Origin of the sequence: Nonomuraea dietziae, from assembly GCF_014195505.1 — a bacterium.
Lineage (GTDB): Bacteria > Actinomycetota > Actinomycetes > Streptosporangiales > Streptosporangiaceae > Nonomuraea > Nonomuraea roseola.
In genome coordinates this window covers 3,522,866-3,544,130 of the sequence record NZ_JACIBV010000001.1, presented here as the reverse complement: position 1 = coordinate 3,544,130, position 21,265 = coordinate 3,522,866, and the positions used below count along the sequence as shown (strand labels likewise).

Annotated in this window: 19 protein-coding genes; 10 read left to right on the top strand and 9 right to left on the bottom strand. The window is 72.3% G+C overall.

Features of this window, described 5'->3' with window-relative positions:
* Positions 1–18: 18 nt before the first annotated feature.
* The 4 genes from qcrB to FHR33_RS16890 all read right to left on the bottom strand — a co-directional run bounded on the left by qcrB (position 19) and on the right by FHR33_RS16890 (position 4,753).
* Positions 19–1,473: a cytochrome bc1 complex cytochrome b subunit gene (qcrB, locus tag FHR33_RS16905; protein WP_183648413.1), complete on the bottom strand. Its 1,455-nt coding sequence runs from the start codon at positions 1,471–1,473 to the stop codon at positions 19–21.
* On the bottom strand, positions 1,470–2,759 hold the full coding sequence (locus tag FHR33_RS16900; RefSeq protein WP_183648410.1) for an NAD(P)/FAD-dependent oxidoreductase: 1,290 nt from the start codon (positions 2,757–2,759) through the stop codon (positions 1,470–1,472). Before FHR33_RS16900 ends, qcrB begins: the two co-directional genes overlap by 4 nt.
* A gap of 277 nt (positions 2,760–3,036) precedes the next feature.
* The gene (locus FHR33_RS16895) at positions 3,037–3,567 is read right to left on the bottom strand and encodes a TetR/AcrR family transcriptional regulator (RefSeq protein WP_183648407.1); all 531 of its coding nucleotides are present in this window, start codon (positions 3,565–3,567) and stop codon (positions 3,037–3,039) included.
* 97 nt (positions 3,568–3,664) lie between these two features.
* The gene (locus tag FHR33_RS16890) at positions 3,665–4,753 is read right to left on the bottom strand and encodes an alcohol dehydrogenase catalytic domain-containing protein (RefSeq protein ID WP_183648394.1); all 1,089 of its coding nucleotides are present in this window, start codon (positions 4,751–4,753) and stop codon (positions 3,665–3,667) included.
* Between the two features lie 112 nt (positions 4,754–4,865).
* Between FHR33_RS16890 and FHR33_RS16885 the strand changes: the two genes are divergently transcribed.
* The 3 genes from FHR33_RS16885 to FHR33_RS16875 are packed head-to-tail and all read left to right on the top strand — an operon-like array spanning position 4,866 to position 9,547.
* The gene (locus FHR33_RS16885; protein ID WP_183648391.1) at positions 4,866–6,098 is read left to right on the top strand and encodes an ABC transporter substrate-binding protein; all 1,233 of its coding nucleotides are present in this window, start codon (positions 4,866–4,868) and stop codon (positions 6,096–6,098) included.
* On the top strand, positions 6,099–8,804 hold the full coding sequence (locus FHR33_RS16880; RefSeq protein ID WP_183648388.1) for an ABC transporter permease subunit: 2,706 nt from the start codon (positions 6,099–6,101) through the stop codon (positions 8,802–8,804). It begins immediately after the preceding gene.
* Complete coding sequence (locus FHR33_RS16875; protein WP_183648385.1) at positions 8,801–9,547, top strand: ABC transporter ATP-binding protein; 747 nt, start codon at positions 8,801–8,803, stop codon at positions 9,545–9,547. Before FHR33_RS16880 ends, FHR33_RS16875 begins: the two co-directional genes overlap by 4 nt.
* 11 nt (positions 9,548–9,558) lie before the next feature.
* Here the strand turns inward: FHR33_RS16875 and FHR33_RS16870 are convergent, their stop codons facing one another.
* Entirely contained in the window at positions 9,559–9,972 is a 414-nt protein-coding gene (locus FHR33_RS16870; protein ID WP_183648383.1) for an organic hydroperoxide resistance protein, read from the bottom strand.
* 53 nt (positions 9,973–10,025) lie between these two features.
* Between FHR33_RS16870 and FHR33_RS16865 the strand changes: the two genes are divergently transcribed.
* Positions 10,026–10,595, top strand: a complete 570-nt coding sequence (locus tag FHR33_RS16865; protein ID WP_183648380.1) for a TetR/AcrR family transcriptional regulator — start codon at positions 10,026–10,028, stop codon at positions 10,593–10,595.
* Here the strand turns inward: FHR33_RS16865 and FHR33_RS16860 are convergent.
* Positions 10,586–11,395 (bottom strand): thioesterase family protein, encoded by an 810-nt coding sequence (locus FHR33_RS16860; protein ID WP_183648377.1) that lies wholly within the window; start codon positions 11,393–11,395, stop codon positions 10,586–10,588. The genes FHR33_RS16865 and FHR33_RS16860 overlap by 10 nt on opposite strands.
* Positions 11,396–11,440: 45 nt before the next feature.
* Here FHR33_RS16860 and FHR33_RS16855 point away from each other — a divergent pair, with 45 nt between their 5' ends.
* Positions 11,441–12,100, top strand: coding sequence for a TetR/AcrR family transcriptional regulator (locus FHR33_RS16855; protein WP_183648375.1), 660 nt, complete (start codon positions 11,441–11,443; stop codon positions 12,098–12,100).
* Here FHR33_RS16855 and FHR33_RS16850 read toward each other — a convergent pair.
* Entirely contained in the window at positions 12,097–12,975 is an 879-nt protein-coding gene (locus tag FHR33_RS16850; protein ID WP_183648372.1) for a LysR family transcriptional regulator, read from the bottom strand. The two genes, FHR33_RS16855 and FHR33_RS16850, sit on opposite strands and share 4 nt — an antisense overlap.
* A gap of 72 nt (positions 12,976–13,047) precedes the next feature.
* Between FHR33_RS16850 and FHR33_RS16845 the strand changes: the two genes are divergently transcribed.
* Genes FHR33_RS16845 through FHR33_RS16830 form a run of 4 tightly spaced genes read left to right on the top strand, consistent with a single transcriptional unit; the run spans position 13,048 to position 16,567 of the window.
* Positions 13,048–13,704, top strand: coding sequence for a type 1 glutamine amidotransferase domain-containing protein (locus FHR33_RS16845; RefSeq protein WP_246451954.1), 657 nt, complete (start codon positions 13,048–13,050; stop codon positions 13,702–13,704).
* 24 nt (positions 13,705–13,728) lie between these two features.
* Positions 13,729–14,814, top strand: coding sequence for an acyl-CoA dehydrogenase family protein (locus tag FHR33_RS16840; protein WP_183648365.1), 1,086 nt, complete (start codon positions 13,729–13,731; stop codon positions 14,812–14,814).
* Entirely contained in the window at positions 14,811–15,707 is an 897-nt protein-coding gene (locus FHR33_RS16835) for an acyl-CoA dehydrogenase family protein (RefSeq protein ID WP_183648362.1), read from the top strand. Before FHR33_RS16840 ends, FHR33_RS16835 begins: the two co-directional genes overlap by 4 nt.
* Positions 15,704–16,567 carry a TIGR03619 family F420-dependent LLM class oxidoreductase gene (locus tag FHR33_RS16830; RefSeq protein WP_183648359.1) on the top strand — a complete coding sequence of 288 codons (864 nt, stop codon included), beginning with the start codon at positions 15,704–15,706 and terminating at the stop codon, positions 16,565–16,567. Before FHR33_RS16835 ends, FHR33_RS16830 begins: the two co-directional genes overlap by 4 nt.
* Positions 16,568–16,716: 149 nt before the next feature.
* Here the strand turns inward: FHR33_RS16830 and aroA are convergent, their stop codons facing one another.
* Positions 16,717–17,931, bottom strand: coding sequence for a 3-phosphoshikimate 1-carboxyvinyltransferase (aroA, locus tag FHR33_RS16825; RefSeq protein ID WP_183648356.1), 1,215 nt, complete (start codon positions 17,929–17,931; stop codon positions 16,717–16,719).
* Positions 17,932–17,963: 32 nt separating this feature from the next.
* Positions 17,964–20,411, bottom strand: coding sequence for a CHAP domain-containing protein (locus FHR33_RS51765; protein WP_183648353.1), 2,448 nt, complete (start codon positions 20,409–20,411; stop codon positions 17,964–17,966).
* A gap of 206 nt (positions 20,412–20,617) precedes the next feature.
* On the opposite strand from FHR33_RS51765, the gene FHR33_RS16815 reads away from it, so the two are divergent.
* Complete coding sequence (locus FHR33_RS16815) at positions 20,618–21,229, top strand: PaaI family thioesterase (protein ID WP_183648350.1); 612 nt, start codon at positions 20,618–20,620, stop codon at positions 21,227–21,229.
* The last annotated feature ends 36 nt before the right edge of the window (positions 21,230–21,265 follow it).

The window sequence follows — 21,265 nt, the reverse complement described above, 5'->3', positions numbered from 1 at the left end:
TCAGCTGTTCGCACACGGTCATGGGCGGCGTTCCAGTTCACGGGGTTCGACGGCGCCGGGAGCGAGCAGCAGTGCGGCTTCCTCCTCGGTGACGGGACGGTCGATCTCGGCATAGCCGCCGTCCGCGCCGCGGACGATGACGCCGGTCTCCACCCCGTGCGTGACGGTGTGCCGGTCGCGATCCTGGAGGCCCAGGCAGATCCGGTAGGTGATCAGGTAGCCCAGCACCGGACCCGCGAAGAGCGCGACGCGGAAGAACCAGGTGGTGGCGTACAGCGAGACGCCGAAGGCGGCGGCCAGGACGTCGTTGCCGCCGGCCGCCCAGAGGATGCCGTAGTACACGATGCCGGCGACGCCGAGGCCGGTGCGCCAGGGTACGTCGCGTGGCCGGTCGAGCAGGTTGTGCACACGGGTGTCCCTGGTGAAGCGACGCTCCAGCATCGGGTAGACGGCGAGGCCGGTGAACAGCAGGCCGGGCGCGATCAGCGCGGGGATGATGAGGCTGAGCGTCAGCGTGTGCCCGAAGACGGTCATCTCCCAGCCGGGCATGATGCGCAGCGCGCCCTCCAGGAAGCCCATGTACCAGTCGGGCTGCGAGCCTGAACTGACCACGCTGGGACGGGCAGGGCCGTACAGCCAGATGGGGTTGATCTGGAACAGCGTGGCCAGCAGGGAGACGACCGCGAACGTGAACAGGAAGAACGCCGTCGTCTTCGCCAGGAAGGCGGGGAAGAACGGCGCCCCCCTGACCACCCGGTTCGACAGGCCCTTGGCCCTGAACTGCGTGTGCGTCTGCCGCCAGGTCAGAACCACCGCGTGCAGCGGGATGAGCGCCAGCAGCAGGCCCGGGATCAGCAGCGTGTGGATGCTGAACAGGCGCGAGATGATGTCGTCGCTCGGATACTCGCCGCCGAACAGGAACATCGCGGTGTGGGTGCCGACCAGGGGGATCGACAGGATGACCGCGTGCAGGATGCGCAGCCCCGCGCCCGACAGCGCGTCATCGGGGAGCGAGTAGCCGAACAGCCCGTTGAGCAGCACCAGCGTGAACAGCAGGACACCGATCAGCCAGTTCAGGTCGCGCGGCTTACGGAAGGCGCCGGTGAAGAAGTTGCGCAGCATGTGGACACAGATCGCGGCCAGGAATACCAACGTGGACCAGTGGTGCAGCTGGCGCATCAGCAGCCCGCCGCGCACGTCGAAGCTGATCTCCAGGCTCGAGGCGTAGGCCTCGCTCATGACGACCCCGCGCAGCGGCACGTAGGAGCCGTCGTAGACCACCTCGGTCATGCTCGGCTTGAAGAAGAAGGTGAGGAAGACACCGGTCAGCAAGACGATGAGGAAGGCGTACAGGGCGATCTCGCCGAGCAGGAAGGTCCAGTGATCGGGGAAGACCTTCCGCATCGCCTTGTTCACCCAGGCCCCGCCGCCGACCCGCTCGTCCATGGCCTTGGCCAGCCCACTTGCCTTCATCGTTTCTCCTGGGTGAGGTTCAGTGGCGTCATCGGCACGGGAGCCCGGTGGCGCGGGGTGCGCCGGCCCGGCAGCAGCGCGTCGGCCAGCCAGTCGTTGACGATCGCCATGCGGTTGGCGGGGACGGTGAACAGGCGGCAGGCGCGGGTCGCCGCCTTGGCCGCGATGCCGGAGAACGGGATGCCCAGCGGGTCGGCCGCCGCCTGCCAGCCGCCCAGGTCCACGGTGGCGCCGCGGTTGCCGTGCCGGTACGGCTCGCGCCTGCCGGATCCGAGGGAGGCGGCGACGTTGCGGCCTGCCAGCCTGCCCTGGCGTACGGCGTGCCGTCCGCTCATCGGGGTGATCTTGCCGGGCCGGGTGAGGTCGGGGACGGCGGCGGCGTCCCCGCAGACGTAGATCTCGGGATGACCGGGCACGGAGAGGTACTCATCGACCCTGATCCGCCCCTGCTCGACCGCCAGCCGGAGCCCGTTGATCAGGGGATCGGGGCGAACCCCGAAGCTCCAGACGATCGTCCGCGTGGGGACGAACTCGCCGTCGGACAGCCGCAGCCCTCCGGAGGTGACCTGTCCCACCGAGGTCCGAGTCCGCACGTCCACGCCGCGTCGCCGCAGCACGCGCGTCGCCGTTTCGGACAGGCGGGGATGCATGTCGGGCAGCAGCCGCTCGGCCGGCTCGGCCAGGATCCAGCGGATCGGCTGTTCTCGCAGCCAGGGGTGACGGCGTGCGATCTGCCTGGACATGAGCTGCCCGGCCGCGGCCACCTCCGTGCCGGTGTGTCCCGCGCCGAGCACGACGAACGTGCGGCGGGCGGCGCGTTCGGTGGGGTTGTCGCTGGTGGCGGCCAGATAGAGCTGGCGCTCGATGTGGTCGCGCAGGTGGAGGGCCTCGGCGATGTCGTGGAAGCCGAAGCTGTGCGCCGAGACCGCCGAGACCGGCCGGACCTTGGTGACGCCGCCGACGGTGACGATGAGCCGGTCGTAGGCGAGCAGGCCCGTGGCCTGGTCGGCGTCGACATAGTGGACGCGCCGGGAGCCGGTGTCGATGCGGTCGACGGTGCCGAGGACGACCCGGACGCCGGGCAGCGCTCTGGCGAGCGGGACCGTGACCCGGCTCGGATCGAGCTTCCCGGCCGCCACGTCGAGCAGCAGGGGCAGGTAGAGCGTGAAGCCGGTCGGGTTCACCAGCACCACCTCGGCCCCGCCCCGCATGCGGCGGGAGAGAGCGGAGGCGGCGTGATATCCGGCGAGGCCGGCTCCGACGATCACGACACGTGGCGGCGACATGGGGCGTCAGTCAGGGGCTGGTAGGCGGACACGTCGTGTGCCCCCGTCACCAGCGCGATCGTGGGTTCCACCATGGTGGACTCCTCCGCGGTTCCTAGGTGCTTACACACCTACGACGGAATAGCCCGGTGAGCTGTGACATGAGGGGAGGTGACATCGGCCTCCCCTGCGGCGCGGCGGCGGAGGTCACCGCAGGAAATCCGGCCATGGGCACGCGCGTACGGCGGGACGGCCGGCGAGGGAGGCGCGGATCGGGAACCGGTCGGCCTCGGGCGGGTCAGATGGCGAGGGCGGCGGCGGTCAGGGTGGCGCGGACGCTCTCCTCAGGCAGGTCCATCGTGTGGACGACGCCCCACTGGAGCGCGCCGAGCACCGCCCACCCGCGCAACCGGTCCTGGGCCGACGGCTCGGCCCCGACGAGCTTGGCGAAGATCTCGTCGCGGAAGGTCCTGATCGCCTCGCCTGGCGATCCTGGAGGGGCCTCGTCGGCGCCGCCGAGATCCTCCATGACCAGCCTGGTCACCGCGCGGTGCCGTACGGTGAACTCCACCAGCGCCGTCACGAACGCCGCCCGGTCGGGGAACTGCGCGCCCAGCAGGTCGAGCATGTCGTCGGCGCACGGCGCGATCAGCTCGGCGGCCAGCCGGTCCTTGGGGTGGAAGTGGTAGGCGACGGCCGTCTTGGTGAGCCCGACGGCGGCGGCGATGTCGGCCAGCGAGGTCGCGGCGTACCCGCGCTCGGCGAACAGCTTCCTGGCCGCCGCGAGGATGCGCGTGCGGGTGTCGTGACCCTGCTCGAGTGTGGTCATCGTCTCTTTCCACCAGAGGCTTGCACGTCCAGTGTGCCCATCGTAGGGCTCTGTACGGACGTACAGGACGCAGGTGGGGCGACGTTTCCGCGGGTGGCTAGAAGACGATCACCGTGCGCGCGACGGAGCCCTCTCGCACGTGGGCGACGGCCTGGTTGACGTCGGACAGCGGCAGTCGCTCGGTGACCAGGCCGTCGAGGTCGAGGCGGCCCCGCAGGTACTGCGCCGCGAGCATCGGCAGGTCGCGCAGGGGAGCGGCGTCGCCGCCCTGGGTCCCCATGAGCCTGCGGGAGGCGAAGAGCAACCCCGGCTCGATGGTCAGGGCGGCGCCCGAGGGCGGGCTGCCGACCATGACCGTGGTGCCGCCTGGCTGGGTGGCGGCGAAGGCCTGGCCGAGGACGCCTGCCACCCCCGTGGCGTCGAAGGCGTAGTCGACGCCGCCGCGCGTGATCTCGCCGACCTGTGCGGGCAGGTCGCCCGCGAGCAGGGTGTGGGTGGCGCCGAAGCGGGAGGCGAGCTTGAGCTTCTGTTCGGCGACGTCGGCGGCGATGATCGTGGTAGCGCCCGCCAGCACCGCTCCCTGGACGACGTTGAGCCCGACGCCGCCGCAGCCCACGACGAGCACGCTGGAGCCGGGGCTCACGTGGGCGACGTTCAGCACCGCGCCCACACCGGTGACGACGCCGCAGGCCAGCAGGCACATGGCGTCGAAGGGCGCGTCGGTGGCGATCTTGACGCACATCGCCTCGCTGACGAGCGCGTACTCGGCGAAGGAGCCGATGCCGATGAACCTGCGGGTCTCCTGCCCCTCGAGCGTGACGCGCGGCGCGCCTCCCATGATCGCGGTCATCCTCGCGGGGCCCGAGCACAGGTGTAAGCGGCCGGCGCCGCACTGGCGGCACCTGCCGCAGGCGCCGCTCATCGCGATGATGACGTGGTCGCCGGGCCTGACTCCTGTCACGCCCTCGCCGACGCTCTCGACGACGCCCGCGCTCTCGTGCCCCAGGATGTACGGCAGCTGCCGTACGACGGGGCTCTTGCCGTCGATGGCCTTCAGGTCGGACCCGCACACCCCCGACGCCTTGATCCGCACCCGCACCTCGCCCGGCGCCGGGTCGGCGATCTCGACCTCGCGGATCTCCATCGGCTCGCGGAATCCGGTGAGGACGGCGGCGCGCATCAGCATGCGCCACACGCTAGCAAGCAAATGCTTGGTAGAGAAGCGTTGACACCCCCGCGACCCGAACCTACGCTGACGCAAAACCAAGCGAGCGCTAGGCCAAAAGGCGGAGGCTGGGTTGCGGCGAGAACTCGTGGTGCTGGCGGCGGTGGTGGCGCTCGCGGGGTGCGCGGCGCAGCAGAAGACGGCTCCGGGCGCGCAGACGCCGGGGGTGACCGACACGACGGTCAAGGTGGGCGGGGTCCTCACCAAGACCAGCGCGAGCGGCTACTCCACCAAGGACGCCGAGCTCGGCGCCAGGGCCAGGTTCGAAAGAGCCAACGCGGCGGGCGGCGTGCACGGCAGGAAGATCGAGTTCGTCGGGGCGGAGGACGACACCCAGGACGCCGCCAAGGGCGACGCCGCGGCCAAGAAGCTGGTCCAGAAGGACAAGGTGTTCGCGCTGGTCCCTGTGCACGCCCCCAACTTCGGCGGCGCGGTCTTCCTCGAGCAGCAGGGCGTGCCGTGGTTCGGCTGGGCGACGGGCCCGCAGTGGTGCGGCACCAGAACCGGCTTCGGCTACAACGGCTGCCTGGCGCCCAAGCCGGGCGCCGGCTCGCAGACCTGGTGGGGCAACCAGATGGCAGACCTGCTCGGCGGCGCGAGCGGCAAGACCGTCTACGTGCAGACCTCCGACTCCAGCGGCAGCAAGTACGGCGGCAAGACCATCTCGCAGTCCTTCCAGGCGGCGGGGTTCACGCTGGTCGGGCTCAACTCGGCGCTGCCGGGCGCCGCGCCGCCCGCCGACTGGCTGCCCTACGTCAACAAGATCATGACCTCGGACGGCGGAGCGCCCCCCGACATCGTCGTCTCGATCATCGCGGGCACCAAGTTCAACGTCGGCCTCTACTCCGCGCTGAAGAAGGCCGGCTACAAGGGCGTGCTCAGCGACGCGACCAGCTACGACGCCGCCATACTCAAGGACCCCGCCACGGCGATGGCGCTCGAGGGCGTCGTCGCCGCGCCGATGTTCGAGCCCTTCGAGTCGAGCGCGCCCGAGATCGCCCAGCTCAGACAGGACGTGGAGAAGGTCTCCCCGGGCGCGACGCTCACCCAGCACCTGGCGATCGGCTACTGGTCGGCAGACATCTTCCTGAAGATGCTGGAGCAGACGGGCCGCGACCTGACCCGCGAGAAGTTCCTGGCCACGGGCAACGGCTCCTTCCTCTACGAGAACGCGGGGTTCGGGAAGATCCAGTACCCCAAGGACCACGCCGAACCCAACGGCTGCGGGGCGCTGGTCAAGCTCGAAGGCGGCGCCTACCGGGTGGCCAAGAGCATGAAGTGCTTCGACAACGTACCGCTCAAGTAGATGCTGGCCTACATCCTCAGCGGGCTGGTCACCGGCGCCGTCTTCGCGGTGATGGCCTCGGGCCTGACCCTGTCGTACGCGGCCACGGGCGTGTTCAACTTCGCCCACGGCGCGGTCGGCTTCCTGACCGCGCTGGTCTTCTTCGAGCTCAACGTGGGTCTCGGCTGGCCGGGATGGGCCGCGGGGCTCCTCGCGGTGCTGGGCTTCGCCCCCCTGCTCGGGTACGGCCTGCACAGGGCGATGTTCAGGGGCCTGGCCCATGCGGGGGAGACCGCGCAGATCGTGGCGACGATCGGGCTGACGATCGCGCTGCCCGCGCTCGGGCTGCTGATCGCCGACCTGGTGGAGGAGCCCTTCGGGCTGCCGCCTGCCGACGCCACGGCGCTGCCGCACGGCGTGGGGCCCTACCCCGCGGTCGAGGTGGCCTTCGGCTTCGACTCCGACCAGGTGATCACCTTCTGCGTCGCGATCCTCGTGGCGGCGGGGCTCTGGCTGTTCATGCGGCACACGCCGTACGGCCTGCGGATGCGGGCCTCGGTCGACAGACGCAGGCTGGCCACGCTCAGGGGCATCGACGCCGACGCGAGCTCCGCGCTGGCCTGGACGCTCAGCTCGGCTCTCGCGGGTCTCGCGGGGGTGCTGGCCGTTCCGGTGGTGGGCCTGGACTCGGGGGCGTTCACCGTGCTGCTGTTCGCCTCGGCGACGGCGTCGGTGTTCGGGCGGCTGCGCTCGATCCCCTGGACGTTCGCGGCGGGGCTCGGGCTCGGGGTCGTGCAGAACCTGGTGGCGGGCTACGCCGACTTCGCCGCGGAGATCACCGGGCTGCGCACCGCGGTGCCCGTGCTCCTGCTGTTCGCGGGGCTGGTCCTGCTCAACAGGTCGAGAGAGCGGGTGGCGGGCAGCGCGGCCGAGGACGCGCCGCCCCCCGACTACCTGGCCGACCTGCCGGTGTGGCGGCGCCGCCTGCCCTGGCTCGTCTCGCTGGCGGCGCTGCTGGTCTGGACCTTCACCCGGCCCGCCGACGACTTCTACGTGGGCGTGGTGGCGCAGGGGCTGGTGCTCGCGCTGATCTTCTGCTCGTTCGTGGTGGTGACGGGGATCGGCGGCATGGTCAACCTGGCGCAGGCCGCCTTCGCCGCGATGGCGGCGCTGACGTGCGGCTGGGCGTTCGCCTCCGGGTGGCCGCTGCCCGTGGCGATCCTGGTGGGCGTGCTGGCGGCCGCGGCGGTCGGCGTGCTGGTGGCGATGCCCGCGCTGCGGCTCGGCGGCCGGATCCTCACCCTGGCCACGCTGGCACTCGCGCTCCTCGCCGACCAGGTGCTCTTCCAGGTCGACGCCTTCAGCAACGGCACCATCGGCTGGCCGCTGCCGGCGATCTCCTTCAGGGTGGCAGACACGACCGACCCCCGCGTGCGGGTGGTGCTGTTGCTGGTCCTGATCGGGCTGGTCGGGTTGCTGGTGCGCAACCTGGAGCGGTCGGTGTCGGGCAGGGCGATCCTCGCCGTCAGGTCAGCCCCGGCCGCGGCGGCGACCGTGGGCGTCTCGGGGCCACGCACGAAGATCATGCTGTTCGCGCTGGCGTCGGCGATCGCCGGGCTCGGCGGGGTGCTGTACGCCACGTCGAAGGGGTCGATCACGGCGACGGACCTGCCCGCCTTCGCCGGGTTCGTCTGGCTGGCCGTGGTCGTGCTGCAGGGGGTGCGCAGGATCGGAGGGGCGGTGCTGGGCGGGCTGATCGCCGCGGTCTTCCCCGAGCTGCTGGCAGGCTGGGGCGTCTCCGCGCACGTCGGCGCGATCCTGTTCGGCACCGGCGGCATGATCCTGGCCAAGCATCCCGACGGAGTGCTCGCCCAGCTCGCCGAGGCCCGCCACCGCCGCCGCGCCCGCCGCCAGGCCACAGCCTCGTCATCCCCGGCCCCATCCCCGGCCCCATCTGCGGCCCCGGCCACCGACGCGCTATCTCCTCGGGGCCGCGCCGCCCTCGGCGCCGTCCCTGAGAACCTCGCCGAACCCGGCAGGGCCGAGCCGGTGCTCAGGCTCGAGGGCGTCGTCGCGGGATACGGCGACGTGACCGTCCTGCGCGGCGTCGACCTGGCCATCCACCCGGGAGAGGTGGTCGCGCTGCTCGGCGCCAACGGGGCGGGCAAGTCCACCACCTGCGCCGTCGCCGCGGGAGACCTGCCCGTCACCGCGGGCGCGATCCTGCTCGACGGCGACGACGTCACCGGCCGGCCCGCCCACCGGCGCGCCCGCGCGGGAGTGCTGCTGGCGCCCGAGGGGCGAGGCGTCTTCCCCGGCCTGACCGTGGAGGAGAACCTGCGGACGTGGCTGGAGTCGCCCGATCCCGTCTACGAGAGGCTGCCGCAGCTGGCCGCCCGCCGTACGGTGCTCGCGGGCGCGCTGTCGGGCGGTGAACAGCAGCTGCTGACGCTCGCGCCCGCGCTCGTCAGGCCGCCCAGGGTGCTGATCGCCGACGAGCCCTCACTCGGCCTGGCCCCGCTGGTCGTCGAGCAGATCTTCGCCCTCTTCGCCGAGCTGCGACAGCGAGGGGTGGCGCTGCTGCTGGTGGAGGAGAAGGCCACGGAGGCGCTGGCCGTCGCCGACAGGGTGGCCTTCATGCGGCTGGGCCGCATCACCTGGACAGGACCCCGCTCCGAGGTCGACGCCGACCGCCTGACCGCCGCCTACCTGGGGGTCTCGTCATGACCGCGCTGGCCGTGGAGGGCGTCTCCGTCTCCTTCGGCGGGGTGATGGCGCTGTCGGAGGTCTCCTTCACCGTGCCTGAGGGTCAGGTCTGCGGGGTGATCGGGCCGAACGGCGCGGGCAAGACCACCCTGTTCGACGTCGTGTCAGGGCTGCGCAGGCCCAGGTCGGGTCGGGTGCTGGTCGCCGGGGCCGACGTCACGGGCGACTCCCCCGTACGGCGGGCGCGGGCGGGGCTGCGCCGTACCTTCCAGCGCACGCAGGTCTTCGGCCGCCTCACCGTCGCCGACAACGTGCTGTCGGCCCTGGAGTGGCGCGGCGGCGGGGGAGGCCTGCTCGCCGACCTGACCGCCCTGCCCGCCAGGCGCCGCCTGGAGGCCGCGCGCAGGGAGCGGGTGAGCGAGGTGCTGGAGCTGTGCGGGCTGCTCCCGCTGCGCGACGCCTACGCCGCCGCGCTCCCCGTCGGGCAGCGGCGGCTGGTGGAGCTGGCCCGCGCGCTGGCCGACCGTCCCTCGCTGCTCCTGCTCGACGAGCCCACCTCGGGCCTGGACGCCGACCAGACGGTACGGCTGCGCGAGGTCATCGCCGCGCTGGAGACCACGGTGCTGCTGGTGGAGCACGACATGGGCTTCGTCATGGACACCTGTGACCACCTCGTCGTCCTCGACCTCGGCAAGGTCATCGCCGAAGGACCGCCCTCCGAGATCAGGACCGACCCTGTCGTCAGAGCGGCCTACCTCGGCTGACCACCGCCGGGCTACTCGACGACCAGGTTCACCGCGATGTTGCCCCTGGTGGCGTTGGAGTAGGGGCAGACCTGGTGGGTGGCCTCGACGAGGCGCTGCCCCGCCTCGCCCTGGAGCTCATCGGGCAGCTCCACCCGCAACGTCACCTCCAGGCCGAACCTGCCCTCGCCGATGCCGCCGAGGCCGACCTCCGCCGTGACCGAGGCGTCGGAGACGTCCAACTTCATCCGGCGGCCCACGTTCTGCATGGCGCTGGCGAAGCAGGCGGCGTAGCCGGTGGCGAACAGCTGCTCGGGGTTGGTGCCCTGGCCGGATCCGCCGAGCTCGACGGGGTGGGCGAGGGTGACGGCCAGCCTGCCGTCGTTGGTGGCCGCGCGGCCCTCTCGGCCATAGGCGGTGGCGATGGCGGTGTAGAGGATGTTCATACTCATCACAATAATCGACGCTATGTCGATTATTCCCGGCGTAGTGTTGAGTCATGAACCGGCGCAGGGGGATGACCAAGGGAGACCGCCGTGAGCGGGCCATCGTCGAGACGGCGAAGGAGCTGCTGCAGTCGGTGCCACCGGGGCAGATCACGGTCGACAGGCTGGCGGCGGGGGCGGGCATCTCGCGCTCCAGCTTCTACTTCTACTTCGACTCCAAGAGCGCGGTGCTCGATGCGCTGCTGGACGAGATCGCGCAGGAGATGGAGGAGGCGGCCAGGGGCTGGCTCGACGGCGCGGGCGACGATCCCGCCGCGCTGAGGAAGGCGCTCGGGGTGAGCGCGCGGCTGTGGCGCGAGCACGGGAGCCTGCTGCGCCCCGCGCTGCTGGGCGAGGACGAGGAGTTCGCCGGCTTCAGGTCGAGAGTGGTCGAGGGCTACATCGGGCAGGCGGCGGCCAGGATCGGCAGGGAGCGGGCCGAGGGGCGCGCCCCCGAGGGGCCGCCGCAGGACGGCCTGGCCAGGGCGCTGGTACGGATGAAGTTCGCGGTGCTGGCCGAGGACCAGTCGGCGCAGGCCATCGAGACCTGCGCCGTGGTGATCACTCGCGCGATCTACGCCTGAGCCGTGCGGACCGCCGCCAGCTGCGTGGCCTGGGCGACGAGGTGGCCCTTGGCGTCCCACGCGTGGGCGGTCTCGTCCATGCGGTCGCCGGTGACGTCGGACGCCTTCACGCGCACCCTGACGGGGCCGGGGGCGGGCAGCCGCCTGATGTAGGCCGACAGCTGGATGGTCGGGGCCCAGCCGGGGGCGCCGAGGTCGTAGGAGACCGGCGGCACCGCGTCGATCGCGACGAGCAGCGACAGCGGGTCCCACTCGGAGCCGTCGGCCAGGCGCTGCCAGCCGGCGATGACGCCCTCGCGCGCGGGGGTGCCGAAGGCGAAGCCCAGGTGGGCGGGGTTGAGCCGCTGCTCGACGACGTCCATGAGCGGCACCCTGAACCCGGCCCCCGGCGCCTCGGCGGGGGTCAGGAAGCACTCCTGCTCGTCGGGCAGCTCCACGGGCTCGGTGTCCGACCACCACGGGTCACCCTCCGACAGGCGGCCAAGGGTGATGAGCGCCTCGACGAGCGGCGCGCCGTCCTGCGAGAGGCGGGCGCGCACCTGGGTGAGGGCGCGGCCCTGCCGCAGCGTCTCGACCGCGACCCGCACGGGGCCGAAGGCGGGAGGCGCCAGGAAGGTGCCGCTGACCGCGGTCAGGTGGGGGTGCTCGGCGCCCGCGCTCTCGACGGCCGCCCTGCCCATGATCGCGAGAAGGTAGCCGCCGTGCGCCCTGCCGCCCACGCTCCACTGTTCGTCCAGGGTGGCGTCGAAATCCCCGTCCACGCCTGCCGTGATCGCCGTGGCATCCCGAAATGTCGTCATATCGTCAGATTGACGGCGTTAACCTGACGGTGTCAACCTGATCCCATGAAACGGGTGAGGGCCAATCCTGGCGAAGGGACGCGGCTGCGGGAGGAGATCCTCGCGGCGGCAGAGGCGCTGTTGGTGGAGCGGGGGAGTGAGGAGGCGCTGACGCTGCGCGCGGTCGCGGGCCGTACGGGCGTGTCCACCCCCTCGGTCTACCTGCACTTCGCCGACAAGGAGCAGCTGATCGAGGCGGTCTGCCTGCGCGCGTGGGACGAGCTCGAGCGCAGGATGCGCGAGGCCGCGCAGGGCATCGACGACCCGTTCTGGGCCCTGGGCAGGTGCGGGCACGTGTACGTCAGATTCGCGCTCGACCATCCCGTGCAGTACCGGGTGCTGATGATGCGGCAGGGGTCGGGCTCGGCGGCGACGGCCTGCTTCGGCTACATCGTGGAGGCGGTCTCGGCCTGCGTCACCTCAGGCGCTCTGCGCGGCGACCCGCAGACGCTCGCCCTCGGCCTGTGGTCGGCCGCGCACGGCTGCGCGTCGCTGCTGATCAGCCAGCCGTCCTTCCCCTGGCCCGATGATCTCGACGCCTTCATCGACGACACGGTCTGGATGGCGGGTCTCGGCACGGCCATCGCCTCACGCCTGTCCAGGCGCCGTGTCCTGCCCGGGGTGGCCGCCGAGCTCGACGCCTTCGCCGACCGGCTCAACGGCTAGCGGACCGCTCCCCAGCCGCCTGCGGAACTCCTCAGCCGCCTGCGGAACTCCTCGCTGAGATGGCGGTGGACCGTGGCGACCGCGGGGACGGCCAGCCCTCCCGCCCTGACCGCGAGATAGCCGGTGTTGAGCGGCGGCACCTCGGGCGTGGCCAGCGCCACCAGCCTGCCCGCCGCGAGGTCGTCCGCGCAGAGGTAGGCGGGCAGCACGGAGATCCCCGCCCCCGCCCGTACGGCTGCCAGCACCCCCCGCAGATCGGGCACGATCGCCCCCGCGGTCATCGTCGCGCGGCGGCCGAAGACGGTCCGCCAGTAGCGCCTGATGATCGGCAGGTCCTCTGCGTAGGCGACGACCGGCGCGTCCATCCCCACGCCCGGCGCCGCCACCAGTACGAACTCCTCGTCGTAGAGCGGCTCGGCGCGCACGCCGCGCAGGCGCGGCCGTACCGTGGCGACCACGAGGTCGAGCCGTCCGGCCGCCAGTTCGGCCAGCAGGTCGTCGGTCAGCCCGAACGTGGTGCGCAGCCTCAGCCCGTCGGCCACCAGCGGCGCGAGCACGGGCATGACCTGCTCGCAGAGAAACTCCGCAGGACCGCCCAGGTGCACGCTCCGCCCTGACGGCAGTTCGGCGCCGACCACCTCGGCCAGCGCGTCGAGCGAGCCCGCCACCCGCCTGGCCAGCTCGTCGGCTGCCGCCGTGGGCGCGACGCCGCGCGGCAGCCGGTCGAACAGCGGCCGGTCGAGCGCCGCCTCCAGCGCCCTGACCTGAGCCGTCACCGCGGGCTGCGACAACCCGAGCGTCTGCGCGGCGGCCGTGATCGAGCCGGTGCGGTGCACGGCGAGAAACGTCCTGAGCAGGTCGAGCGAGAGTGACATATCACAATTGTGATGGCTGAAGGGCGTTGCAGCTATTTGTGGCTGATGGCTGACGCGGCGCATCATCGAGACATGAGCAAGCGCATTCTGATCGCACTGACCAGCCATGACGACCTCGGCGGCGTGCGGAGCACCGGATACTACGTCTCGGAGGCGGCCCACCCGTGGCACGTCTTCCGCGAGGCGGGCTTCGAGGTCGTGGTGGCCAGCGTCAAGGGCGGGCAGCCGCCACAGGACGGCTTCGATGCCTCCGACGACACGCAGACCGCCTTCCTCGACTCCGCCGAACTGCGGGAGGCGGGCAGGCTGGCCGACCTCGAGGGCCGCTCCTTCGACGCGGTGCTGTACGCCGGTGGCCACGGCACCATGTGGGACTTCCCCGACGACCCCGACGTCGCGCGCCTCGGCCGCGAGGTCTACGAGAGCGGCGGTGTGGTGGCCGCCGTCTGCCACGGACCTTCGGCGCTGGTCAACCTGACCCTGTCCGACGGCGTCCCGCTCGTGGCGGGCAGGCGCGTGGCCGCCTTCACCAACGCGGAGGAGAAGGCCGCGGGCGTGGCCGAGATCGTGCCGTTCCTGCTCGCCGACGCGCTGGTGGGCAAGGGGGCGACGCACGAGCCGGCCGCCGACTGGCAGCCCCAGGTCGTCGTCGACGGCCGCCTGGCCACCGGGCAGAACCCGGCGAGCGCCGCGCCGCTGGCCGAGCGGATCGTCGAGCTTCTCAAGTAACCAAGCGTGCGCTAGGTTGGGTGAGTGGATCTCGACTTCACCCCGGCCGAACAGGCCTTCCGCGCCGAGGTTCGGGACTGGCTGGCCGCGCACGTGCCCTCGCGGCTGCCGTCCATGGACACCCGCGAGGGCTTCGAGGCGCACCGCGCGTGGGAGGCGCGGCTGGCCGACGCACGCCTGTCGGTGGTCTCGTGGCCGGAGGAGCACGGCGGCCGCTCCGCCTCCCCGATCGAGTGGCTGATCTTCGAGGAGGAGTACTGGGCCTCGGGCGCTCCCGCCAGGGTCAGCCAGAACGGCATCTTCCTGCTCGCCCCCACCCTCTTCACCTTCGGCACCCCCTCGCAGCAGGCCGCGTTCCTGGGCAGGATGGCCAGGGCCGAGGACGTGTGGGCGCAGGCCTGGTCCGAGCCCGAGGCCGGCAGCGACCTGGCGGCTCTCTCCTCCCGCGCGGTCAAGGTGGAGGGCGGCTGGCTCCTGCACGGCAGGAAGACCTGGAGCTCCCGCGCCGCCTTCGCCTCGCACGGTTTCGGCCTGTTCAGGACCTCGGGCTCGCGGCACCACGGGCTCACGTACGTCCTCTTCTCGCTGGAGGACGTCGCCGTCAGGCCCATCGCCCAGCTGGACGGCACGCCCGGATTCGCCGAGCTGCTCTTCGACGGCGTCTTCGTCCCCGACGCCATGGTCCTGGGAGAGCCGGGGCAGGGCTGGAAGATCGCCATGGCCACCACCTCCTCCGAGCGCGGCCTCACGCTGCGCAGCCCCGGACGCTTCCTCGCCACGGCCGAGCGGCTGGTCGCGCTGGCACGGACGGCCGATCCCGCGCTGCAGGACAGGGCGGCCCGATGCCTCGTCGACGCCGAGGCCTACCGCCTGCACACCTTCGGCGCCGTGAAGGGCGAGCTCGGAGCCACCACCAGCATGGGCAAGGTCTTCTGGTCCGAACTCGACCTGCGCATGCACGCCCTCGCCATGGACCTGCTCGGCCCCTGCGCGGCCGAGACGCCGTGGTTCGACGGCTATCTGTTCTCGCTCGCTGGGCCGATCTACGCGGGCACGAACGAGATCCAGCGCAACATCATCGCCGAACGCGTCCTGGGGCTGCCCCGATGAACTTCTCCTTCACCTCCGAACAGCTCGCCTTCGCCGCCGCCGTACGGGAGGTGCTGCGCGACCGCTGTGACCCCGCCGACCGCGTGTCGTGCTGGAAGGAGCTGACCGAGCTCGGCTTCTTCGCGGCGCTCGCGCCGGAGGAGGCTGGCGGGCTGGGCCTCTCACTGATCGACGTCGTCCCCGCGCTCGAGGAGACCGGACGCGCCGCCATGCCGGGGCCCGTCGTGGAGACGCTGGTCGCCGCGCCGTACGCCCCGCAGGGAGTGACGCGCGTGAGCCTGCTCGTGGAGGGCGTCGCGCTGGACGCCGACCTGGCCGACCTGGTCGTGGACGTCACGGGACCCTCCGCCGTGCCGGTACGGCCGGAGCCGCGCAGGGCGCTCGATCCAGGGAGGCAGCCGTACGGGGTGACGGTGGCGGGCGAGCCCGAGCGTCTGCCCGGCTCTGCCGAGGCGCTGCTGAGAAGGGCGACCGTCGGCACGGCGGCGCAGCTCGTCGGGGTGGCCAGGCAGCTGCTCGCCAGGTCGGTGGAGTACGCCAGGACGCGCACCCAGTTCGGACGGCCGATCGGGGCCTTCCAGGCGGTCAAGCACCAGCTCGCCGACGTGGCGATCGCGGTGGAGTTCGCCGCGCCGCTGGTCCACCGCGCCGCGCTCTCCGTGGACGAGCAGGACGCCCCCCGGCCCGACCGGGACGTCAGCGCCGCGAAGGCGGCCGCGGGAGAGGCCGCCTCGCTGGCCGCCCGCACCGCGCTGCAGGTGCACGGCGCGATCGGCTACACCGGCGAGCTGGACCTGCGTTTCTGGCTGGCCAGGACCTGGTCGCTCGGCGCCGCCTACGGCACCAGCGCCGAGCACAGGATCCGCGTGCGTGAGGCGGTGTTCGGAGCGTGAAGTTCGGTGTCCCCCTCGGCCTGCTCCACCCCGCCGCGTGGAAGGACGTCGCCGTCGCCGCCGACTCCCTCGGCTTCGAGTCGCTGTGGGTCCCCGAGCATCTCGTCTTCACCACCGACCTGTCGCTGGCCACCTATCCGGGCACCTCGACACCCGGCATCAGGCCGCACACCCCGCTCTTCGACGCGCCCGCCTACCTGTGCTGGCTGGCGGGGCTCACCTCCCGCGTCAGGCTCGGTACGGCGGTGCACCTGTTCGCGCTCAGGCACCCCTTCGTCTCCGCCCGCGCCTTCGCCACCCTCGACATCGTGTCGGGAGGGCGCGCCGTCTGCGGTGTGGGCGCGGGGTGGTACTCGGGGGAGTGGGACGCGGCGGGCGTCGACTTCGCGACCAGGGGCCCCCGCCTCGACGAGGCGATCACGGTCGCCAGGCGGCTGTGGTCGGAGGAGACGGTCGCCCACACGGGCCGCTTCTTCTCCTTCCCGGAGGTCGCCTTCGAGCCCAAGCCGATCCAGCACACGCTGCCCGTCCTGGCGGGCGGCGAGTCGGCCGCGGCGCTGCGGAGGGCGGCCACGCTGTGCGACGGCTGGATCAGCATGCCGCACACCCTGGAGTCGGTGCGGCCGCAGCTCGAACGGCTGGCCGCGCTGCGCGACGGACGCAGGTTCTCGGTGACCGTCCACGCCTCCTCTCTGGCCTCGCCCGAGGAGATCGCCGTGTGGGAGGCGCTGGGCGTCGACCGGTTGATCGTCCGCCCGTGGAAGGGCACCGGCGACGCGGTCACGAAGCTGACCGCCTTCGCCGCGGACCACGGCCTCACACCAGACCATGAGCGCCCTTCAGCGACGCCGTCAGGCTGAGGCCGCATCCCGGGACCGCATCCCGGGACCGCATCCCGGGACCGCATCCCGGGACCGCATCCCGGGACCGCATCCCGGGACCGCATCCCGGGACCGCATCCCGGGACCACATCCTGGGACCGTCGGGCTCACGCCGCTTCCCGAGGCCGTCAGGCCCAGGCGGCGAGCACCTCGTGGAAGGTCGGGAAGGTTTTCCTGACACAGCCGGGATCGTCCAGGGTGACGCCGGGGACGCGCAACCCCGTGACGCTGAAGGCCATGGCGATGCGATGGTCGCCGTGGCAGGCGATCTCGGCCGCCTCCGGCGTCCCCGGCTGGATCTCGATCCAGTCGCGTCCCGTGCGCACCTCGACGCCCAGCCTGCGCAGGTTCTCCTCGCAGGCCGCCAGGCGGTCGCACTCCTTCACGCGGGTGTTGTAGACGTCCTCGATGCGGACGGGGCCGGTGGCGAACGGGGCGATGGCGGCGAGGGTCGGCACGGTGTCGGAGATGTCGCGCATGTTGACCGTGACGCCCGACAGCCGCTCGGGGCCCGTGACCGTGGTGGCTTCGGTGGTGATCTCGACGGTGGCGCCCATGCGCTCCAGGACGTCGACGAAGCGCAGGTCGCCCTGGAGGCTGTCGCGGGTCAGGCCGGGGACGGTGACCGTACGGCCGGTGAGCGCGGCGGCGGCGAAGAAGTAGCTCGCGCTGGAGGCGTCGGGCTCGACCTCGTAGGCGTGGGCGCGGTAGGCGCCGGGCGGCACGGCGAACGTGTCGCCCTCCCTCGCCACTGTGATCCCGAAGCGGCGCATCATCGCAAGCGTCATCTCGACGTACGGCGCCGACACCAGGTCGGTCACCGTGATCCGCAGGCCCTCGGCGGTCAGCGGGCCGAGCAGCAGCAGGGCGGTGAGGAACTGCGAGGACAGGCCCGCGTCGAGGCGCAGGTCGCCGCCCTTGACACCGGAGGCCTCGACGGTGAGGGGGAGATGGCCGTCGGCGTCGGACAGCCGTACGCCCAGCTCTCTCAGCGCGGCGGTGAGCGGGCCGACGGGACGGCGGCGCATCTGGGCGGAGGCGTCGAAGGCGAAGGTGCCGTGACCGGCGGCGGCCAGCGCGGGCAGGAATCTGGACGCGGTGGCGGCGTCGCGGCAGTAGACCTCGGCGCGGCCGGCGGGCGGGCCGTCGGGACGGCCGTGCACGCTCCACCGGTCGGCGTCCTGGGTCAGGTGGTAGCCGAGGTCGCGCAGGCCCTGGGCGAATGCCTCGGTGTCGTCGGACCGGAGCGGCAGCTCCAGCGTGGTGATCCCGTCGGAGGCGGCGGCCATGAACAGGGCTCGCGCCATGACGGACTTGGAGCCGGGGATGCGCACGACGGTCACCGCGAGATCGTATCCGACCGGGGCGTTCGAGGTCAGGCGCGGTGACGCCCTCCCCGTCCTCTGCCGCTGCGGCCTCCCGACCCGCCGGAGGCTCCCACGAGCGCCGGCTCCTGCCGGCGGCCGGACTGAACCTGAGGCGTCTGGGCCGGCGGGGTGAAGGCCGCGGGAACGTGCGCAGGGACCTGGTCCGGCGGAGCCTGCGGAGAAAGGACGCGGGCCGGCGGGGTGGTGGCGGTCTCGGGCGAGGGGAACGGGTGGGGCGCGGGAGGCACGTCACGGTACTCGGCTGAGTCCCTGTGGCGGCGGCCACGGAGAGGGACGGCGGCGGAGAAGGTGTCCGTGGCGCCGCGGCCGAAACCGTCGGTGGCGCCGCTGTGGACCAGTCGGTCGGCGTGCGGCCCGGTGACGAGGCTGTCTCGCTGACGGCCTGTCGCGGTGTCGCGGGGCAGGGCGCCCGCCCGCGGCGCGCCGCTGTGGACGAGGGTGTCCGCGTGCGGTCCTGTGACGGCGCTGTGGACGAGGGTGTCGGTGGTCCTGGCGCTGTGGACGAGGACGTCGGCGTGGGGGGCCGTCGTCGTGCCGCGGGCCGGCTGCTCGGGGCGGACAGGACGCGTCGGGCGGCTGGGCCGCGCGGGCCTGGTGAGCCGGGCGGGGGAGCCCGTGGAGGTGGCGCGATGGGCTCGGGTGTCCTGGCCTCGCGTGAAGGCCGGGGCCTGCGAGCGGTGCCGGCGTCCGCGGATCGGGGCGTCGGAGGCGAAGGCGGCGCTCTCCTCCGCGAGGTGCTCCCTGCGTCTGCGCCTGCCCCTGTACCCGTCGCCCGACGGGGCGGTCGCCTCGGCGAACGCGTCGAAGGGCGCCGACGAGAACGCGTCGAGCTGCGCCGACGAGAACGGCTCGAACGGTGCCGACGAGAACGCGTCGAACGGTGCCGACGAGGACGCCTCCAGCTGCGCCAGGATCGCGCTCGAGGTCTCCAGCCCGGCCGCGAGCGCCGCGGCGGGGTCGGACGCGAGAGCGGAGGCGCGCACGGAAGCGTGCCCCGACCCGGATCCGGCCCTGGTGCCGGTGGCGGCCATGACGTCGAAGGCCGTCGCCTCGGAGGTGGTCGGCGTCTCCAAGGAGTTCACCGCCTCGGAGGTGAGCGACGCGTCGAAGGCGCCCACAGCTTCGGAGGCGGTCGTCGAGGCGGCGGCGGTCGCGGCGGCTGAGGCTTCGGAGGCGGTCGAGGCGATGGCGTGATCGGCGGCAGTCACGGCGAAGGCGAGCGTGGGCTCGGTCGTGGTGACGGGGTCGGGGTGGGCGACGGGGGCCGAGATGGTCAGCGCCGTGGCCGTCAGGGGGGAGGTCGCCGGGTGCTCGGCGGGGCGGCCCGACACGGGCCTGCCGCGGCGGGAGCCCGAGGCGCGACGGCGCCCAGGCTGCCGGGAGGGACGGCCCGGCGCCGACGCCACCGCCGGCCGCGAGGCCGACGCCGATCCCGGAGCCGACGCCGAGCGCGACGTCGAGGCCGTGGCGGCAGCGACGGCCGGCGACAGCCGTACTCTCAGCTGGCGGGTGCGGGCGACGGCCAGCACGCCGAGGGCGGCCAGCAGCACCGGGCCGATCAGCGCGGGAGAGCCGAGCGCGGGCACAGGGGTCGAGGCCGAGGCGTCCTTGAAGGCGGTGACGGGCTCGCGGGTGGCGGCCTCGGTGTCGGCGGTGGCGGGCTTGGCGTGCTTGGCCTTCTTGGCGACGGGCCTGTCCGTGGCGGTGGTCGCGGGCGAGCGGGGCGTGGACGCGCTCGGTGAGGGGGAGGTGCTCTTCGGCACGGTGGCGGCCTTGGGTGTGGCCGCGTCCTCGGCGCCCGCCGCCATCGTCGGCGAGGACGGCTCCGCGGAGGGGATCCGCGAGGGGATGAGCGAGGTGACGGTGGTCTCGGCGGGGGCGGGCAACTGGAGCCTGTCGGCCTGGCCCTGCTCGGTGTCGGGCGGGAGCGAGCCCTCGACCTCGGCCTCCTTCAGCCGCGCCGCCTCCAGCCGCTCCTTGATCTTCTCCGGGTACCCGTAGCCGGCGACCTTGCTCTGGTCGCGCTCCTTGCGCTTGGCGACGCCCCCGTCGATGTTGCCTTCGATCGTGAAGATCGTGTCCCCGACGACCTTCGTGACGATCCCGACGTGGTCGATGTTGTCGATGTCGTTGGAGCCGCCCCAGTCGTAGAAGACCAGCGCGCCGGGTTTCGGCTTGTGCCCCCAGGCGTCGTTCTTCTTGAACCACTCCGCGTGCGCGACGGTGTAGGCGAACTGCCCGACCCACTCCTCGTAGCCCAGCTTGTGCGCCGCCCAGGACAGGAACATGTCGCACCACGGCGCGCCGCTGTAGTCGGCGTCGAACTCGACCGTCCTGCCGTACCAGTCGCCGAACTTGGTGTACGCGCCCTTGCCCTCGGAGTAGCCGAGATGGCTCTCCAGGAGCTTGATGAGCTTCTGTGTCTCTGGGGTCATGGAAGTTGCGGGGGAACCCTTCCGTGCACGACGGGACTCGTGAGGAGGGAGGCTACCTTGAGGAAAGGGCAGGTCAAGACAGTACCAAGGGCGCCTCAAGCGGATGCTCGGGTCGAAACTGCAGGTCAAGACGGTTCCAGAAATATCTCCCAAACCCCGACAAATGTGGAAAAGATCTACCTAAAGGGTTCGCTAGGGTGTCCCGCATGTCGGTCGAACTCGGCACCGAGGAATCCCGCCTCGCCGCCCTCTGCGCTCTTGCCCAGCAGACCCGTGAGCTGATGGACGCGGTCGCGCTGACCGACGTCGGAGAGGACGACCTCACCGCCGCGCACGCGGCCCTGACCGCCGTCAACGAACGGCTGCGCTCGGTCCTGCGCCAGACCCCCCAGCCGTTCGAGATCGCTCCTGACGGCACGCTCAGGCACCTCGGCAACGCCGTCACCGGCGGCGCCAACCCGCACGCCCTGCCTCTGCTCATCGAGGTGCGCGACGGAGGGGTGCGGGCCGAGGTGGTGTTCAGGCCGCTGCACGAGGGTCCGCCCGGCGCGGTCCACGGCGGCATCAGCGCCATGATCCTCGACCACCTGCTCGGCCAGGCCGTCGCCGCCGCCGGCTCGGCGGGCATGACCGGGACGCTGACCGTCCGCTACCGCAGGCCCGTGCCGTACGGCACGCCGCTGGTGGCGACCGCGGAGTACACCCGCACCGAGGGCCGCAAGACCTGGGCCGAGGGCAGGATCTCGCTGCCGGACGGCGAGTCGCTGGTGGAGGCGACCGGGCTGTTCATCACGCCGTCGGCGTGGATCAGCGCCTGAGCCTCCATAGGAAGGCCGTCACGCACCGTTGCCTTA

Bases quoted from the DNA above. Each gene is read 5' to 3' on its own strand.
- qcrB (WP_183648413.1), bottom strand. From the start codon at position 1,473: ATGAAGGCAAGTGGGCTGGCCAAGGCCATGGACGAGCGGGTCGGCGGC.
- FHR33_RS16900 (WP_183648410.1), bottom strand. From the start codon at position 2,759: ATGTCGCCGCCACGTGTCGTGATCGTCGGAGCCGGCCTCGCCGGATAT.
- FHR33_RS16895 (WP_183648407.1), bottom strand. From the start codon at position 3,567: ATGACCACACTCGAGCAGGGTCACGACACCCGCACGCGCATCCTCGCG.
- FHR33_RS16890 (WP_183648394.1), bottom strand. From the start codon at position 4,753: ATGCTGATGCGCGCCGCCGTCCTCACCGGATTCCGCGAGCCGATGGAG.
- FHR33_RS16880 (WP_183648388.1), top strand. From the start codon at position 6,099: ATGCTGGCCTACATCCTCAGCGGGCTGGTCACCGGCGCCGTCTTCGCG.
- FHR33_RS16875 (WP_183648385.1), top strand. From the start codon at position 8,801: ATGACCGCGCTGGCCGTGGAGGGCGTCTCCGTCTCCTTCGGCGGGGTG.
- FHR33_RS16870 (WP_183648383.1), bottom strand. From the start codon at position 9,972: ATGAACATCCTCTACACCGCCATCGCCACCGCCTATGGCCGAGAGGGC.
- FHR33_RS16865 (WP_183648380.1), top strand. From the start codon at position 10,026: ATGAACCGGCGCAGGGGGATGACCAAGGGAGACCGCCGTGAGCGGGCC.
- FHR33_RS16860 (WP_183648377.1), bottom strand. From the start codon at position 11,395: ATGACGACATTTCGGGATGCCACGGCGATCACGGCAGGCGTGGACGGG.
- FHR33_RS16855 (WP_183648375.1), top strand. From the start codon at position 11,441: ATGAAACGGGTGAGGGCCAATCCTGGCGAAGGGACGCGGCTGCGGGAG.
- FHR33_RS16850 (WP_183648372.1), bottom strand. From the start codon at position 12,975: ATGTCACTCTCGCTCGACCTGCTCAGGACGTTTCTCGCCGTGCACCGC.
- FHR33_RS16845 (WP_246451954.1), top strand. From the start codon at position 13,048: ATGAGCAAGCGCATTCTGATCGCACTGACCAGCCATGACGACCTCGGC.
- FHR33_RS16835 (WP_183648362.1), top strand. From the start codon at position 14,811: ATGAACTTCTCCTTCACCTCCGAACAGCTCGCCTTCGCCGCCGCCGTA.
- FHR33_RS51765 (WP_183648353.1), bottom strand. From the start codon at position 20,411: ATGACCCCAGAGACACAGAAGCTCATCAAGCTCCTGGAGAGCCATCTC.
- FHR33_RS16815 (WP_183648350.1), top strand. From the start codon at position 20,618: ATGTCGGTCGAACTCGGCACCGAGGAATCCCGCCTCGCCGCCCTCTGC.